The organism is Pseudonocardia sp. GCM10023141 (assembly GCF_042653605.1).
In genome coordinates, this window is sequence record NZ_JBHSIR010000014.1 from 93,718 (window position 1) to 107,945 (window position 14,228).

Below are 14,228 nucleotides of genomic sequence, written 5' to 3' on the forward strand. Positions count from 1 at the left end.
GCCATGCCACAGCCACCGTTCGCCCCCCGCCCCACCCCGACGCGGCCGACCCCGAACCGGCCCACCCCGACGCCTCCGGCCGTTGCAGAGGAGGAGCCCAGGAAGGGCATCGACCTCACGGTCAACAAGGTGCTGGCCGGGTCGGGCGCCGCGGCGACGAGCGCGGTGCTCGGTTCCTACTTCGGGGCCACGGGCACGGTGATCGGTGCGGCCTTCGGCTCGCTGGTGAGCACGGTGGCCTCCACGCTGTACCAGCGCTCGCTCGACACCACCCGCGACCGGCTGGTGCGGCGCATCCGCCCCGCCGACGAGGGCGGCGCCTCCACGATGCCCATGCCGCGCCTGCCGCTCGACGCGGAGACGGTGCGGCTGCGCGTCGAGCCGACCGCCCCGCCGCGCAGGCGGTTCCGCTACGCCGTCGTCGCGCTGGTGGCGTTCGCCGTGGGCCTGCTGGCCGTCACCGGCGCCGAGTGGATCAAGGGGTCGACGCTGGTCACCGGCCAGGCCGGCACGTCCGTCGGCCGCGTCATCACCGGCAACGGGCAGAACGAGCAGCAGCAGCAGTCGAACGACCAGCAGGACCAGCAGCAACGACACGACCAGCAGGACTGGAACGACAACAACCCGGACCCGTCGAACGACCCGACCACGAGCCCGGCCACGCCGTCGGACAAGCCGGATCCGAGCTCGACGAACACGCCATCGACGCCGTTGCAGGATCGCAGGGGTGGTGGCGGACTGGGCGGGTTGCTCCCGTCGCTGGGCTCGCCGTCGACCGGCTCAGGCTGAGTTCGCGCGCACGCGCGCGGCCAGCGACGCTGCCGCGGCCCGCGGGTCCGCCGCCTCGGTGATCGCGCGCACCACCACGATGCGCGTGGCACCGGTGGCGAGCACCTCGTCGAGGCGCTGCTCGTCGATGCCGCCGATGGCGAACCACGGGCGGGCCGGTTCGCGCCCCGCGACCGTGCGCACCAGGTCGAGGCCGGGTGCGGGGCGTCCCGGCTTGGTGGGGGTCGGCCAGCAGGGTCCGACGCAGAAGTAGTCGACGCCGGCCTCGTCGGCGGCCACGAGCGTCTCGTCGGCGCTGTGGGACGAGCGCCCGACCACGATGTCGTCGCCCACGATCTTGCGCGCCCACGCGACGGGCAGGTCGTCCTGACCCAGGTGCAGCACGTCGGCGCCGGCGGCCAGCGCGATGTCGGCCCGGTCGTTGACGGCCAGCAGCGCACCGTGGCGCGCACAGGCCTCGGCGAGCACCTCCAGGGCGGCGAGCTCGTCGCGTGCCTCGAGCGGCCCGTCGCTGCCCTTGTCGCGCAGCTGGACGATGTCGACACCACCCGCGAGCGCGGCGTCCACGAACTCCGCGAGATCGCCGCGATCACGCCGCGCTCCCGTGCAGAGGTAGAGGCGGGCGTCGTCCAGCCGTTCGCGCAGGGCGGTTCCATCGAGTCCAGGCACGGTTTCCGACACTACGCGGGCGTAGGGTGGGCGACAGGTGACGCACGGGAGCCCGGCTGGGCTGAGAGGGAACCGCACAGTGGTTCCGACCGTCGAACCTGATCCGGGTCATGCCGGCGCAGGGAGCGGGGAGATGACGATTTCACGGTTCACGGTGATCGGCGCGGGCGTGATCGGCCTGTCCTGCGCCTGGCGCGCCGCAGCGGGCGGCTTCGACGTCACGGTGCTCGATCCGGCACCGGCAACGGGCGCCTCGTGGGTGGCGGGCGGCATGCTCGCCCCGGTCACGGAGGCGTGGCCGGGGGAGGAGGCGCTGCTCGAGCTGGGCGTGGCGTCGCTGCACCGGTGGCCGGGCTTCGCCGCCGAGCTGACCGCGGCGGCCGGCCGCCCGGCCGGGCTGCGCACCGAGGGCACCGTCGTGGTGGCCACCGGTGCGGGTGATCGCGCCGAGCTCGACACGCTCGCCGGCTACCTCGCCGCGCTGGGCCGCGACGTCGAGCGGCTCGGCGGCCGTGAGCTGCGCCGGCTCGAGCCCGCGCTCGGGCCGGAGGTGCGCGGCGGGCTGTCGGTACCCGGTGACCTGGCCGTGGACAACCGGTTGTTGCTGGCCGCGCTGCGAGCCGCCGCGGAGCGGGCCGGGGCGCGCTTCGTCGAGCGCTCGGCGATCGGCGTGCTCGAGGACGGCGGTCAGGTGGTCGGTGTCGCCACGGACGGCGGCGACGTCGCTGCCGATCACGTGCTCATCTGCGCAGGCGCCCGGTCCGGCGCGCTGCGACCCGAGCTGGCCGGACTGATCCGGCCCATCAAGGGCGAGATCCTGCGCCTCGCGCACCGTGCGGGGGCGTTCCCCGCGCCGACGCGCACCGTCCGGGCGCTCGTCGACGGGCGACCCGTCTACGCCGTGCCTCGCGACGGCGGGGGCCTCGTCATCGGCGCCACGCAGTACGAGACCGGCTTCGACACCGACGTCACCGTCGGCGGGGTGCGCGACCTGCTGCGCGATGCCGAGCGCGTGCTGCCCGGCATCGCCGAGTACACGCTGGTGGAGTCGGCGGCCGGGGTGCGGCCGGGCAGCCCCGACAACCTGCCGCTGATCGGAGCGCTGGGCCCGGCCGGGCTGCTCGTCGCCACGGGTCATCACCGCAACGGGATCCTGCTCGCGCCGATCACGGCCGAGGCCGTGCTCGCGCTGCTGCAGGGGCACCCGGTCCCGGACGCGGTGCCGGCCGCCGATCCCAGTCGTTTCGCGAAGGAGGTGGCCCATGCAGGTGTGGATCAACGGTGAGTGCCGCGAGCTGACCGTCGGAGCCCGGGTGCCCGACGCGCTCGGCGTGCTCGGGGTACCGGGCCGCGGCGTCGCGGTCGCCGTCGACGGGGAGGTGGTGCCCCGCGCGGTGTGGGCGGAGACGGAGCTGAACGAGGGCGCCCGCGTCGAGGTGCTGACGGCGGTGCAGGGAGGGTGACGATGGACGACGACATTCTGGTGATCGGCGGGCGGAAGATCGGCTCGCGGCTGATCATGGGCACCGGCGGCGCGTCGAACCTGGAGATCCTCGAGCGGGCGCTCGTGGCGTCGGGCACCACGCTGACCACCGTCGCGATGCGCCGCGTCGACGCCGCCACCGGCACCGGAGTGCTCGACCTGCTGCGCCGCCTCGGGATCGAGGTGCTGCCCAACACCGCGGGCTGCCGCACCGCGGCCGAGGCCGTGCTCACCGCGCGGCTGGCGCGCGAGGCGCTCGAGACCGACCTCGTCAAGCTCGAGGTGGTGGCCGACGAGCGCACGCTGCTGCCCGACCCCGTCGAGCTGCTGGACGCGGCCGAGCAGCTCGTCGACGACGGGTTCACCGTGCTGCCCTACACCAACGACGACCCGATCCTCGCCCGCCGCCTCGAACAGCTCGGCTGCGCCGCCGTGATGCCGCTGGGATCGCCGATCGGCACCGGGCTGGGCATCCGCAACCCGCACAACATCGAGATGATCGTGGCCGAGGCGCGGGTGCCGGTGGTGCTCGACGCCGGCATCGGCACGGCGTCGGAGGCGGCGCAGGCGATGGAGCTGGGGTGTTCCGCGGTGCTGCTCGCCACCGCCGTCACCAGGGCGGGCGATCCGGAGCGGATGGCCAACGCCATGCGGCTCGCGGTGGACGCCGGTCGCGCCGCGTACGGGGCCGGCCGCATCCCGCGCCGGTACTGGGCGCAGGCCAGCTCGCCCGACCCCGACGCCTGACCGCGCCAACCAGTTGGCCACGGCGCCGATGTCGAGACGTTGGCGCGGTGGCTACTGGGTTGGCGCGGTGGGTGGGGCGGGTGACGGCGCCAACCGGTTCAGCGTCGGTCAGCCGGGCCGGCTCAGCGGGTCCGGCATATCGGCGCCGCGGGCCGCGAGCTCCTCGGCCAGCGCGGCCACGAGCTCGGCCGTGGTCCGCACGTCGGCGACCGGACGGCGGGCCAGCGCGCCCCGCACCCAGTCCTGGCGCAGCGTGCGGGAGCTCTCCAGCACCTGCAGCCCGTCTGCGGTGAGGCGGATGAGGCTCGCGCGGTGGTCGGTCGGATCGGGGCGGCGGCAGACGAGCCCGCGCCGCTGCAGGTCGGTGACCTGCCTGCTGATCACCGACTGGTCGACCCCGCGCAGCTCGGCGATGCGGCTCAACCGATGCTCGTCCTCCCCGAGCAGGCGCGCCATCTCCATCGTGGCCGCGATCCCCGGGGGATGCTCCGGAACCCGGCGGCTGATCGTGCGCCAGGCGTGGATGAGCGCGATGACGGCCGCTCCGAGCTCGTCGACGGCCTGGTCCGCCTCGGCCGGGCTGCCGGACGGGGTGGCGTCCATGGCGTCCACTGTCCTCCCTGCTATTGCGCCGTGCAACGGTTGGCGCGATCAGCCGACAGCACGCACACCATCGCGGTGCCGCGCGGCGAGCTCCCGGTAGATCGACGGGTTGCCGTCCACCCACCAGCGCGCCGAGTCGGTCAGCGGCCCCTTCTCCCGCGCGACGGTGCCGAGCACCAGCTGCCCGTCGGGCACCACGGTGTTCGGGGGCACGGTGGAGCCGGCGCCGACGAGGCAGCGGGCGCCGATCCGGGCGCCGTCCTGCACCGTGGACCCGTTGCCGATCAGCGCCTCCGCGCCGATCACGCAGCCGTGGATGACGCACAGGTGCCCGATCGTCGCGCCCTCCCCGATCTCGGTGATCGGGTCGTCGCCGCCGTGCAGGACGCAGCCGTCCTGCACGTTGGCGCCCGCGCGCACGATGATCGGGCCGAAGTCGGCGCGGAGCACGGCGTTGTACCAGATCGACGCCTCGGCCTCGACGCGCACATCGCCCACGAGCGTGGCCGTGGGGGCGATGAACGCGGAAGGATGCACGGTGGGGGCGAGGCCCTCGAACGAGAACAGCGGCATGGCGACACGGTGCCACCCGTGCGGGTGCGGCGCGCCGTCCGGGTCGCCCCGCTGCCCGCGGGCAGCCTGGATGCAGGAGGTGATCGCGGTGCGGCGAGTCGGACCGATCGGGCTGCTCGGAGTGCTGGTGCTCGTGCTCGCGGGTTGCTCCGGCGCCTCGGCGCCGGTTCCGGTGGCACCGGCCGCCACCACCGTCGCGACCCCGACCCCGACCCCGACACCCGGCCAGGTGCGGGCCCTGCCCGTCTACTACGCCTCGCAGACCCCGTCCGGGCTGCGCCTCTATCGCGAGTTCCACCGCGTCACCACCGTGGACCCGGTCAGCGACGCCGTCCGCGAGCTGTTCACCGCGCCGCTCGATCCCGACTACCGCACGCTCTGGCCGTCAGGTGTGGCGTTGCGCGCGCCCGTCACGTCCGAAGCGGGTGTCACCACCGTCGATCTGTACGGTGTGGACGGTACGCGGGTGGCGGCGGACGCGGCGCCGTTCGCCGTGCAGCAGCTGGTGCTGACGGTGCAGGGCGCCCGGCAGTCCACGGATCCGGTGCGGGTGCTCGTGGACGGCAGGGCCGTGAACACGCTGTGGACAGTGCCGGCCACCGCACCGATCGCGCGCGGCGACGTCTACGCGCTGCGCTCGCTCGTGCAGATCGACGACCCGGCGCAGGGCGCCACGGTCGGTCGCGACGTGGTGGTCTCCGGCGAGGCCGCCGTGTTCGAGGCGACCGTGCACTGGGAGGTGCTGCGGGGCTCCGCCGTGGTGCGCTCGGGGGTCGCCAGCAGCGCGGAGGGGCAGAAGTTCGCGCCGTACCGGTTCACGATCACGCTCGAGCCCGGGCAGTACACGGTGCGCGTCCGCGAGGACGACCCGTCCGACGGGGCCGGGCGCCCGGTGCTCACCGACGACAAGGCGTTCACCGTCGGCGGCTGACCTGGCTCCCGGGGATGCACCGGTAGAGCCCACCGCGGGGGAGGCGGCCGGGCCGCGGTGCTCGTAGCGTTGTTGTCATGACGGTCATCGAGCGGGACCCACTGCTGCGGGGCACGGCGATGGGCACGCTGCTGCGCCGCGCCGCCGCCGCCGGGGTCGGTCAGCCCGAGCTGTGCGGTCTCGATGCGCTGGTCGGGCCGGGCGAGGTCTGCTTCGACCTCGGTGCTGGCCACGGTGCCTACAGCCTGCGGCTCGCGGCGCTCACCGGACCGACGGGCACGGTGCACGCGTTCGAGACGCGGCCGTCGCGGCTCCTGCGGGTGAGCGCGCGGCTCGCCGGTGCGGCGGTGCGGGTGCACGGCGCGGCCGTGGGTGCCGCCGAGCTCCGGGAGTCACCACCCACCACCACGCTCGACGGCGTGTGCGCGATGCAGCGGATCGAGCGGGTGGCGTTCATCCGGGTCGGTGGTGAGCCTGCCGGCGTGCTCGCCGGAGCGGTCGCCACGCTGCAGCACCACCGCCCGGCGCTACTGCTGACGCTCGCCGACGGGGAGCTGGCCGCGGACCTGCGCCACCGGTACGGCTACCACGTCTCCGCCTGGAGCCGGGAGCGCTGGGAGCGCACCGACGCGACGGCACCGGGCCGCTACCTGTTCACGGAAGCCGAACGCCGCCCCGGCGCCCGGCCGGCGTCGCGGCTGCTACGGATCGTCCGCTGACGGGGTCAGGTGACGTGGATCGGGCCCTCGCGCTCAGCGAGGCGGACACCGGCGCCGCCCCAGTGCTGGGCGATCATCTCGGCCGCGATCGAGACGGCCGTCTCCTCGGGGGTACGCGCACCGAGGTCGAGGCCGATCGGGCTCGACATCCGCGCGATCTCCGCCTCGGTGATGCCGCGCTCGCGCAGCCGCTCGAGCCGGTCGTCGTGGGTGCGCCGCGAGCCCATCGCCCCGATGTAGCCCACCTCGGGCAGTCGCAGCGCCACCTCGAGCAGCGGGACGTCGAACTTCGGGTCGTGGGTGAGCACGCACAACGCGGTGCGGGCGTCGATGCGACCGGCCTCCGACTCAGCGGCCAGGTAGCGGTGCGGCCACTCCACGATCACCTCGTTGGCGCCGGGGAACCGCGACGCGGTGGCGAACACGGGCCGCGCATCGCAGACGGTGACCCGGAACCCGAGGAAGTTGCCGATGCGCGCGACGGCCGCGGCGAAGTCGATGGCTCCGAAGACGATCATGCGCGGCGGTGGGGCGAACGACTCGACGAACACCGAGAGGCCCTCACCCCGACGCTGACCGTCGACACCGTAGGTGACCATCGCGTTGCGACCGACGTCGAGCAGCCCGCGGGCGTCGTCGCGGATGGCGTCGTCGAGGCGGCCCGAACCCGTGCTGCCCTCGACCCGGTCGGGCCAGACCACCAGCCGCTTGCCCAACCGTTCGGCCGGGCCCACCACGACGGTGGCCACGGCCACCGGTGACTCGCCGCGGACGGCCTCGGCGACCCGGCCGAGCTGCTCGTAGCTCTCCGGGTCGACCTTCTCCACGAAGATGTCGATGATGCCGCCACACGTGAGCCCGACGGCGAACGCGTCGTCGTCGGAAACGCCGTAGCGCTGGAACAGCGGCCGCCCGTCGGCGAGCACCTGCTGCCCCAGCTCGTACACCGCACCCTCGACGCAGCCGCCCGACACGCTGCCGACGGCCTCGCCCTCCGAACCCACGAGCATCGACGCACCGGGCTGGCGCGGGGCCGAGCTGTAGGTGCCCACGACGGTGGCGAGCGCGGCGGTGTCGCCCTTGCTCCACCACTCGTCCAGTTTGGCCAGCACATCACGCATCGCGCACCACCTCGAGAAGCTGTTCCAGCGTGGCCAGGCTGTGCCCGGCCAACAAGTCGTCCAAGTACGGAAGTGCCGCGACTATTCCACCCTGCACCGGCGCGTAGCCCTCCTTGCCGACATGCGGGTTGACCCACACGATCCGGTGGGCCAGCCGTCGCAGCCGGGACATCTGGGCAGCGAGCAGATCGGTCTCGCCACGCTCCCAGCCGTCGCTGAACACCACGACGACGGCCCGTCGGGCCGCGCCGCGCTGTCCCCAGCGGTCGACGAAGGCCCGCAGCACCTCGCCGAGGCGGGTACCGCCCGACCAGTCGGGGATCGCCTTGCCGGCCGCGCTGAGCGCGTGGTCGGCATCGCGCATGCGCAGCTCGCGGGTGATCCGGGTCAGCCGCGTGCCGAGGGTGAACGCCTCGACGGTGCTGGGCGAGCGCCGCACGACGACGTGGGCGAAGCGCAGCAGGGCGTCGGCGTAGGGCTCCATGGAGCCGGACACGTCGATCAGCAGCACGATCTTGCGCGGCCGCGGTGAGCTGTCGCGGCGGTGCAGGTGGCGCAGCTCCCCACCGTTGCGCAGGATGGCGCGCAGGGTGCGGCCCGCATCCGGCCCGCCGTGCCGAGCCGGGCGCAGGCGCCGCGACGGTCGTTGCGGCATCTCCGGACGCAACAGCATGAGCAGCCGGCGCAGGTGCTCGCGCTCGGCCGGGCTGAGCTCGGCGAGATCGCGATGGCGCAGCACCTCGGTGCCGCTCGCCCGCGCGTGGATCTGCGGTGCCTCCCTGCCGTCGTCCTCGCCCGTGCCCGGGTCGGACGGGCCGAGCGCCGCGATCCGGGGCGGCGGTGCCGGACGGTCGTCGGTGATGCGGGTGCGGCTGCCGCGCGGCGGGGTGAACCACTCCTCGAACGCGCGGTCGAAGCGGTGCAGGTCGTCGGGATCGGAGCAGAGCGTCAGCCGGCCCGCCCAGTAGGTCTGCATCCGGCTGGTGACGTCGAGCGCGTCGAGTGCGGACAGGAACGCCGCGACCCGGTCGGTGGTGATGGCGAGACCGGCCGCCCGCAGCACGGCGGTGAAGCCGACGAGCCCGGGGATCGGATCGCCGTTGACGTCTGCCGGTGTGATGGTGCTCGTCATCGGGTGCAGATCCTCAGGAGGCGAGCAGCGTGTCGAGCTGCTTGCGGACCCGATCGGCGTCCTCGCGGTACTTCAGCACCGCGCCGAGGGTGGCCGCGGCGCTGTCGACGTCGAGGTGGGTGGCTCCGACGAGCTGCAGCGCGCGGGCCCAGTCGAGCGTCTCGGCCACGCCGGGTGGCTTGATGAGGTCGGCCTGGCGCAGTGCCCGCACCGCACCGGCCACCTCCGCGGCCAGCCGCTCGGGCAGCCCCGGCAGCCTGCTGTGCAGGATCTCGATCTCGCGCGTGATGTCGGGGTGGTCGAGCCAGAGGTAGAGGCAGCGCCGCTTGAGCGCGTCGTGCACCTCGCGGGTGCGGTTGGAGGTGAGCACCACCAGCGGCGGCACCTCGGCCCGGATCTCGCCGATCTCGGGGATGGTGACGGCGTGCTCGGTGAGCACCTCCAGCAGGAAGGCCTCGAACTCGTCGTCGGCGCGATCGACCTCGTCGATGAGCAGCACGCTGGGGGTGGTCTGCAGCGCGCGCAGGATCGGTCGCGCGAGCAGGAACCGCCGATCGTAGAGCGACGCCTCGACCGCATCGGCGTCGAGCTTCTCGTTGCCGGCGCTCGCGGCCGCCTCCATCGCGCGCAGGTGCAACAGCTGGCGCGGGAAGTCCCAGTCATAGAGCGCCTGGGACGCATCGATGCCGTCGTGGCATTGCAGCCGGATCAGCTCGGCTCCGAGCACCTGCGCCAATGCCTGTGCCAATGCCGTCTTGCCGGTGCCCGGTTCTCCCTCGCAGAAAAGGGGCCGATTCATCTGCATTGCGAGGTACGCGGCGGTCGCCAGGCCGTCGTCGGCGAGGTACCCCGTGGAGCGCAGCGCGGTGGCCAGTGCGGCGGGGGAGGCCGCGACGGCCGCGTCGGGATGGTTCACCCCGACAGCATGACTGACCGACCGCCCTGCGGGCCACTTCGAGGGCGAGGGAGTCCAGCGCGCAGTGATCGAGTGACCACGTTCCGTCCACTATCGGGTGTGACGCAGTCGGTAATAGTTTCGTTTTGGAGGTATTGACCGGATCGTGATCTGGCCGTGATCACATCCCTCTGACCTGCAGTAATCCATGTATCGGAACGATAAAACTGTTGTTACCGTGACGATGGTCACCCTGTCGAGGATTGACGGTTTCCGGCCCTGGACTCGTAGCGTCGTCGGTCGGCCGTTCGTGAGAACGATCGAAAATGCATCCGGAACCGTCGCGCCAGGCCCTGTCCCGCGGTTCCGGTCCGTCGAGATGGAGTGCGGGACAGGGCCGAGGCGCACATTTCGCAGGAGTCCCCCCGGCTCCTGCGAGAACGACCGGGATTGCTCGGCCGGGTCACTCCCTGCCCGCTGACGAGCGCATCCTCCTCGACGGTGCGACAAGGAGAACAACACAAATGACTTCTCGACCCGCGCATCGCACAGGCCGAAGTCTTCTTCGTTTGGCAGTTGCTGGAGCAGTGGCAGTCGGTACCCCGATTGTGCTCGCCGGCACCGCGAACGCCGCCCCCGACTCCGCCTGGGACAAGCTCGCCCAGTGCGAAGCCGGCGGTCGTTGGAACATCAACACCGGTAATGGCTTCTCCGGAGGCCTGCAGTTCACGCCGTCGACATGGCGCGCATTCGGTGGCACCGGCGAGGCCTGGCAGGCCAGCCGTGAGGCGCAGATCGCCGTCGCCGAGCGCGTGCTCGCCGCGCAGGGTTGGGGCGCCTGGCCCTCCTGCTCGACCAAGATGGGCCTGCGTGGCCTCCCGGCCGAGCCGAGCACGGTTCGCGCCTCGGCTCCCGCCCCGGCGGCTCCCGCCGCCGCACCGGCCAAGGCCGGAGCGAACTACACCGTCGTCGCGGGCGACACGCTCAGCAAGATCGCAGCCGCGCACGGTGTGGCCGGCGGCTGGCAGGCGCTCTACGCCCGCAACTCCGACGTGCTGAGCAGCCCGAACGCGCTGCGCATCGGGCAACAGATCGTTCTCTGAGTTCCGCCACCGCCACCGACCCCTGATCACCGCCGATCAGGGGTCGATCGGCGTTCGGGCAGGCGTCGGATCCGGGCAGGCGAGAACATTCGACCTGACGCGTCGATCAGGTCGAGTTGACCCACTCGTCGGTGCCGTCGGCGAACGTCTGCTGCTTCCAGACCGGCAGCAGCCGCTTGACCTCGTCGACCAGCTCGGCGCAGGTCTCGAAGGCCTCGCGCCGGTGGTCGGCCGCAACCGCGCACGCCAGCGCGACGTCGCCGATCGCCAGCTTCCCGACGCGGTGGCTCACCGCGATGGCCCGCACCCCACCGGCCCGCGCCGCGACGTCGGCGGCCACCTGCGCCACCACCGCACTCGCGGTGGGATGCGCGCTGTAGGACAGCTCGCTGACCGCGCGGCCACCGTCGTGGTCGCGCACCACGCCCGCGAACGTGACCACCGCCCCGGCCGCGGCCTGGTCCACGAGCGCGGCGAGCTCCGCCACGTCGAGCAGATCCTCGCCGACATCGGCCCGCAAGACGACTGCGGCCATCAGTGATCACCCCCGTGCAGCTGGTCGACCGCATGCTGCAGCACGCCGTCGAGAACGGACAGCCCGTCGCGGACGCCGCCGGGCGATCCGGGCAGGTTGACGATCAGCGTGCGTCCCGAGACGCCGCTCAGCCCGCGCGACAGGACGGCGGTTGGCACCTTCGGCGCACCGGCCGCCCGGATCGCGTCGGCGAGCCCCGGCACCTCGTAGTCGAGCAGGGCGCGCGTGACCTCGGGGGTGGCGTCGGTGGGAGAGATGCCGGTGCCCCCGGTGGTGATGGCGACGTCGACGCCGCCTGCCACCGCGGCGCGCAGTGCATCGCCGACCGGCGTGCCGTCGGGTACGACGACCGGGTCGGGAGTGTCGAAGCCGCGCTCGCGCAGCCACTCGACGATCAGCGGGCCACCGCGGTCGGCGTAGACGCCTGCGGCGGCGCGGTTGGACGCCGTGACGACCAGCGCGGTGCGGGCCGGGGCGCTCACGAGCGCTCCGCGGGCCGGACCCAGGTACCGGTCTTGCCGCCGTCCTTGCGCTCGACGCGCACGGCGTCGAGCACGGCGGCCGGATCCACGGCCTTGATCATGTCGTGGAGCGTCAGCCCGGCGACGGCGACGGCGGTGAGCGCCTCCATCTCGACCCCGGTGCGATCGGTGGTGCGGACCGTGGCGCGGATCCGGATCTCGGCACCCTCGGCCTCGAGGTCGAGGGTGACGCCGCTCAGCGCGATCGGGTGGCACAGCGGCACGAGGTCCGGGGTGCGCTTCGCGCCCATGATCCCGGCGATGCGGGCCGTGGCCAGCGCATCGCCCTTGGGCAGGCCGTCGCGCAGCAACAGCGTGATCACCTCGGCCGTGGTGCGGACCGTGCCGGTGGCCACCGCCGTGCGCGCGGTCGGTTCCTTGCCTGTGACGTCCACCATCCGGGCGGCACCTGCGGCGTCGACGTGCGAGAGCTCCACGACGGTGACCCTACGGCGTGACGCACCGTGGCGTTGCGAGGTGGGGGAGAGGTCCGGATAGCGGCCATTCGAGTGATGTGAGTCACTTTGAGGCAACCTCCCCTGAACGGGTTCGTCCCCGTTCGCTGTCACCGTGAGCTGCGGGGACACCACCTGATTGAACCGTTCGGCCCAGTGCGCATCGGCGCGCCTGGACCGCCACGCCGGGTTCCCTCTCAGGCAAGTCACACGTAGCGTGCTCGATGGCCCTCACGGACTCCCCGGTCCGGGTCGGCTCCGAGACCGCAGCGCTCCCCTGTCCGGCGGTCCCGGCCCCCCATTGCCTCACGAACCCCGCGTGGGACAGGAACGACCTCGGCGGTCACCCCAGGGCCGCCACCCGCCAGCTCCCCGGCGGAGGTCTGCGCAGCGCGCCGGAGACACTCATGGCTCGCTACCGCGGCCGTCATCGCGTCCCCAGCACAACCGGGCGCACCATCGCCCGCACCGCGCTCGCCGGCGCCGTCGTCGGCGCCCCGCTGCTGATCTCGGCCCCGGCTGCCAACGCCGCGACCGATGCCACGTGGGACCGGGTCGCGCAGTGCGAGAGCGGCGGCCGGTGGGACATCAACACCGGCAACGGCTTCCACGGTGGCCTGCAGTTCTCCCCCACCACCTGGACGGGCTTCGGTGGCGGCGAGTTCGCCCCCGTGGCGTACAAGGCCACGAGGGCCCAGCAGATCGTTGTCGCCGAGCGCGTGCTCGCGTCGCAGGGCTGGAACGCCTGGCCGGTGTGCTCGGTCAAGGCCGGGGCGCGCGGCGAGGCGGCAACGCAGCGGTCGGCGCCCGGAGCCGCGGCTCCCGCCCCCGTGCAGCAGGTGCGCCTGTCCGGGCCCACCACCGGCGGTTACACCGTCAAGTCCGGCGACACGCTGTCGCTGATCGCGGCACGCAACAACGTCGCAGGTGGCTGGCAGGCGCTGGTGCAGAAGAACCCGGCGCTCGCCGGCAACCCGAACTCGATCTTCCCGGGTCAGCAGATCAGTCTGTAGCAGTGGCGCTGCGCGCGCGGAAGCGCGCGAGCTCCTCGGGTGTGTCGACGTCGCCGGCATCGGCGATGTCGCCACACTCCACCAGTTCCAGCTGGGGATGGCCCGCGAGATAGCCGCGGGCGCCCGCGTCGCCGGTGGCGGACGTGCTCACCGCCGCCCAGTGGGTGCGGCCGATCAGCACCGGGTGTGCGGCTTCGCCGTCGTAGGCCGCGCGGCGCAGCACGTCCGGTGTGGCGCCTGCCGTCAGCCGGGCGATCGCAGCGTCCGTGACGCCCGGCAGGTCCACGAGGTGCACCAGCACGGCGTCCGGCACGGGATCCAGGTCGGCCATCGCCGCGAGCCCGGCCCGCAGCGACGCGCCCATGCCGTCGGCCCATGCGCTGGCGACGACCGCGCGCACTCCATCGGGCAGCGCGGCACGCACCTCCGTGGCTGCGGCGCCGAGCACGACCACCAGTGGCGTGCAACCGCCCTGGTGGAGCGCGCGCAGCGCCCGGCGGACCAGCGGCTCGCCGCCGAGTTCGACGAGCGCCTTCGGCCCGCCCATACGGCGCCCGGCGCCCCCGGCGAGCAGCAGCCCGGCAGCGGGTGGGATCTCCTGGGTCATTCGCCTTCTCGATCGGTCCGGACGGACCCAGCGGACATCTACTTGTTGATCTTGGTGATGGGGTGCTCGTACGGCACCGAGTCGAGGGGGAACTCGAGATCACCGAATGGTGACAGCGAGCCCTGCATCGGGCTGGCGAGCTCGCTGACGGGGTGCTCGCCGTCGGGCAGCTCCGGCCAGGTGGGATCGATGCGACCCGGGCGGGCGGGCTTGGCCACGGTGTCCTCCTGTGGTGGGGCGGTCTGGTGCAAGTATCTCGCACGCCCACACCCGCTGTCGCCGGGGCGTCCGCCACTCTTCTCCCGGCGCGACCGCGACCGACCAGTAGCCTG

The 14,228-nt window shown here is 73.2% G+C and carries 19 protein-coding genes and 1 riboswitch; of the genes, 8 read left to right on the forward strand and 11 right to left on the reverse strand.

Going from position 1 to position 14,228, the window contains the following annotated elements:
- The first annotated feature begins 3 nt into the window (after positions 1-3).
- A complete protein-coding gene (locus ACFPFQ_RS07950) occupies positions 4-789 on the forward strand; it encodes a hypothetical protein (RefSeq protein WP_379616340.1) in 786 nt (261 codons plus the stop codon).
- Here the strand turns inward: ACFPFQ_RS07950 and thiE are convergent.
- Positions 781-1,458 carry a thiamine phosphate synthase gene (thiE, locus tag ACFPFQ_RS07955; protein WP_379616342.1) on the reverse strand — a complete coding sequence of 226 codons (678 nt, stop codon included), beginning with the start codon at positions 1,456-1,458 and terminating at the stop codon, positions 781-783. The genes ACFPFQ_RS07950 and thiE overlap by 9 nt on opposite strands.
- 34 nt (positions 1,459-1,492) lie before the next feature.
- Positions 1,493-1,600: riboswitch (TPP riboswitch) on the forward strand.
- Between thiE and thiO the strand changes: the two genes are divergently transcribed.
- The 3 genes from thiO (at position 1,592) to ACFPFQ_RS07970 (ending at position 3,688) form a co-directional block, all read left to right on the forward strand.
- Positions 1,592-2,743 carry a glycine oxidase ThiO gene (thiO, locus tag ACFPFQ_RS07960; RefSeq protein WP_379616344.1) on the forward strand — a complete coding sequence of 384 codons (1,152 nt, stop codon included), beginning with the start codon at positions 1,592-1,594 and terminating at the stop codon, positions 2,741-2,743. Its footprint overlaps the riboswitch before it by 9 nt.
- Positions 2,721-2,921, forward strand: a complete 201-nt coding sequence (thiS, locus tag ACFPFQ_RS07965) for a sulfur carrier protein ThiS (RefSeq protein WP_379616346.1) — start codon at positions 2,721-2,723, stop codon at positions 2,919-2,921. Before thiO ends, thiS begins: the two co-directional genes overlap by 23 nt.
- Before the next feature lie 2 nt (positions 2,922-2,923).
- Positions 2,924-3,688, forward strand: a complete 765-nt coding sequence (locus ACFPFQ_RS07970) for a thiazole synthase (protein WP_379616348.1) — start codon at positions 2,924-2,926, stop codon at positions 3,686-3,688.
- A 108-nt stretch (positions 3,689-3,796) separates the two neighbouring features.
- Here the strand turns inward: ACFPFQ_RS07970 and ACFPFQ_RS07975 are convergent, their stop codons facing one another.
- Both ACFPFQ_RS07975 and ACFPFQ_RS07980 read right to left on the reverse strand, forming a co-directional pair.
- Positions 3,797-4,291, reverse strand: a complete 495-nt coding sequence (locus tag ACFPFQ_RS07975; protein ID WP_379616350.1) for a MarR family winged helix-turn-helix transcriptional regulator — start codon at positions 4,289-4,291, stop codon at positions 3,797-3,799.
- A 48-nt stretch (positions 4,292-4,339) separates the two neighbouring features.
- A complete protein-coding gene (locus tag ACFPFQ_RS07980) occupies positions 4,340-4,864 on the reverse strand; it encodes a gamma carbonic anhydrase family protein (RefSeq protein WP_379616352.1) in 525 nt (174 codons plus the stop codon).
- 70 nt (positions 4,865-4,934) lie between these two features.
- Here ACFPFQ_RS07980 and ACFPFQ_RS07985 point away from each other — a divergent pair, with 70 nt between their 5' ends.
- Positions 4,935-5,795, forward strand: coding sequence for a Gmad2 immunoglobulin-like domain-containing protein (locus ACFPFQ_RS07985; RefSeq protein ID WP_379616354.1), 861 nt, complete (start codon positions 4,935-4,937; stop codon positions 5,793-5,795).
- Positions 5,796-5,872: 77 nt separating this feature from the next.
- Positions 5,873-6,514, forward strand: a complete 642-nt coding sequence (locus ACFPFQ_RS07990; protein ID WP_379616356.1) for a hypothetical protein — start codon at positions 5,873-5,875, stop codon at positions 6,512-6,514.
- Between the two features lie 5 nt (positions 6,515-6,519).
- Here ACFPFQ_RS07990 and ACFPFQ_RS07995 read toward each other — a convergent pair whose 3' ends face one another.
- Genes ACFPFQ_RS07995 through ACFPFQ_RS08005 form a run of 3 tightly spaced genes read right to left on the reverse strand, consistent with a single transcriptional unit; the run spans position 6,520 to position 9,683 of the window.
- A complete protein-coding gene (locus ACFPFQ_RS07995; protein ID WP_379616358.1) occupies positions 6,520-7,635 on the reverse strand; it encodes an XdhC family protein in 1,116 nt (371 codons plus the stop codon).
- A complete protein-coding gene (locus ACFPFQ_RS08000) occupies positions 7,628-8,767 on the reverse strand; it encodes a vWA domain-containing protein (RefSeq protein ID WP_379616360.1) in 1,140 nt (379 codons plus the stop codon). The genes ACFPFQ_RS07995 and ACFPFQ_RS08000 overlap by 8 nt, the downstream gene beginning before the upstream one ends.
- Before the next feature lie 13 nt (positions 8,768-8,780).
- Entirely contained in the window at positions 8,781-9,683 is a 903-nt protein-coding gene (locus tag ACFPFQ_RS08005) for an AAA family ATPase (protein ID WP_379616362.1), read from the reverse strand.
- Positions 9,684-10,249: 566 nt separating this feature from the next.
- Between ACFPFQ_RS08005 and ACFPFQ_RS08010 the strand changes: the two genes are divergently transcribed.
- Entirely contained in the window at positions 10,250-10,765 is a 516-nt protein-coding gene (locus ACFPFQ_RS08010; protein ID WP_379616364.1) for a transglycosylase family protein, read from the forward strand.
- 106 nt (positions 10,766-10,871) lie between these two features.
- On the opposite strand, the gene ACFPFQ_RS08015 is transcribed toward ACFPFQ_RS08010, so the two are convergent.
- The 3 genes from ACFPFQ_RS08015 to moaC are packed head-to-tail and all read right to left on the reverse strand — an operon-like array spanning position 10,872 to position 12,258.
- Positions 10,872-11,300 carry a molybdenum cofactor biosynthesis protein MoaE gene (locus ACFPFQ_RS08015; RefSeq protein WP_379616366.1) on the reverse strand — a complete coding sequence of 143 codons (429 nt, stop codon included), beginning with the start codon at positions 11,298-11,300 and terminating at the stop codon, positions 10,872-10,874.
- Entirely contained in the window at positions 11,300-11,782 is a 483-nt protein-coding gene (locus ACFPFQ_RS08020; RefSeq protein ID WP_379616368.1) for a MogA/MoaB family molybdenum cofactor biosynthesis protein, read from the reverse strand. The genes ACFPFQ_RS08015 and ACFPFQ_RS08020 overlap by 1 nt, the downstream gene beginning before the upstream one ends.
- Positions 11,779-12,258, reverse strand: a complete 480-nt coding sequence (gene moaC, locus ACFPFQ_RS08025; protein ID WP_379616370.1) for a cyclic pyranopterin monophosphate synthase MoaC — start codon at positions 12,256-12,258, stop codon at positions 11,779-11,781. Before moaC ends, ACFPFQ_RS08020 begins: the two co-directional genes overlap by 4 nt.
- Positions 12,259-12,683: 425 nt before the next feature.
- Between moaC and ACFPFQ_RS08030 the strand changes: the two genes are divergently transcribed.
- Positions 12,684-13,289 (forward strand): transglycosylase family protein, encoded by a 606-nt coding sequence (locus tag ACFPFQ_RS08030; protein ID WP_379616372.1) that lies wholly within the window; start codon positions 12,684-12,686, stop codon positions 13,287-13,289.
- On the opposite strand, the gene ACFPFQ_RS08035 is transcribed toward ACFPFQ_RS08030, so the two are convergent.
- Positions 13,279-13,896, reverse strand: coding sequence for a nucleotidyltransferase family protein (locus ACFPFQ_RS08035; protein WP_379616374.1), 618 nt, complete (start codon positions 13,894-13,896; stop codon positions 13,279-13,281). The genes ACFPFQ_RS08030 and ACFPFQ_RS08035 overlap by 11 nt on opposite strands.
- A 38-nt stretch (positions 13,897-13,934) precedes the next feature.
- The gene (locus tag ACFPFQ_RS08040) at positions 13,935-14,114 is read right to left on the reverse strand and encodes a hypothetical protein (protein WP_379616376.1); all 180 of its coding nucleotides are present in this window, start codon (positions 14,112-14,114) and stop codon (positions 13,935-13,937) included.
- Positions 14,115-14,228 lie beyond the last annotated feature (114 nt).

What these genes read in the sequence shown, in the direction of transcription:
- ACFPFQ_RS07980 (WP_379616352.1), bottom strand. Translation starts at nt 4,864, where the DNA reads ATGCCGCTGTTCTCGTTCGAGGGCCTCGCCCCCACCGTGCATCCTTCC.
- ACFPFQ_RS07995 (WP_379616358.1), bottom strand. Translation starts at nt 7,635, where the DNA reads ATGCGTGATGTGCTGGCCAAACTGGACGAGTGGTGGAGCAAGGGCGAC.
- ACFPFQ_RS07975 (WP_379616350.1), bottom strand. Translation starts at nt 4,291, where the DNA reads ATGGACGCCACCCCGTCCGGCAGCCCGGCCGAGGCGGACCAGGCCGTC.
- thiO (WP_379616344.1), top strand. Translation starts at nt 1,592, where the DNA reads ATGACGATTTCACGGTTCACGGTGATCGGCGCGGGCGTGATCGGCCTG.
- ACFPFQ_RS08030 (WP_379616372.1), top strand. Translation starts at nt 12,684, where the DNA reads ATGGCTCGCTACCGCGGCCGTCATCGCGTCCCCAGCACAACCGGGCGC.
- ACFPFQ_RS07950 (WP_379616340.1), top strand. Translation starts at nt 4, where the DNA reads ATGCCACAGCCACCGTTCGCCCCCCGCCCCACCCCGACGCGGCCGACC.
- ACFPFQ_RS08035 (WP_379616374.1), bottom strand. Translation starts at nt 13,896, where the DNA reads ATGACCCAGGAGATCCCACCCGCTGCCGGGCTGCTGCTCGCCGGGGGC.
- ACFPFQ_RS08000 (WP_379616360.1), bottom strand. Translation starts at nt 8,767, where the DNA reads ATGACGAGCACCATCACACCGGCAGACGTCAACGGCGATCCGATCCCC.
- ACFPFQ_RS07970 (WP_379616348.1), top strand. Translation starts at nt 2,924, where the DNA reads ATGGACGACGACATTCTGGTGATCGGCGGGCGGAAGATCGGCTCGCGG.
- ACFPFQ_RS07985 (WP_379616354.1), top strand. Translation starts at nt 4,935, where the DNA reads ATGCAGGAGGTGATCGCGGTGCGGCGAGTCGGACCGATCGGGCTGCTC.
- thiS (WP_379616346.1), top strand. Translation starts at nt 2,721, where the DNA reads ATGCAGGTGTGGATCAACGGTGAGTGCCGCGAGCTGACCGTCGGAGCC.
- ACFPFQ_RS07990 (WP_379616356.1), top strand. Translation starts at nt 5,873, where the DNA reads ATGACGGTCATCGAGCGGGACCCACTGCTGCGGGGCACGGCGATGGGC.
- ACFPFQ_RS08015 (WP_379616366.1), bottom strand. Translation starts at nt 11,300, where the DNA reads ATGGCCGCAGTCGTCTTGCGGGCCGATGTCGGCGAGGATCTGCTCGAC.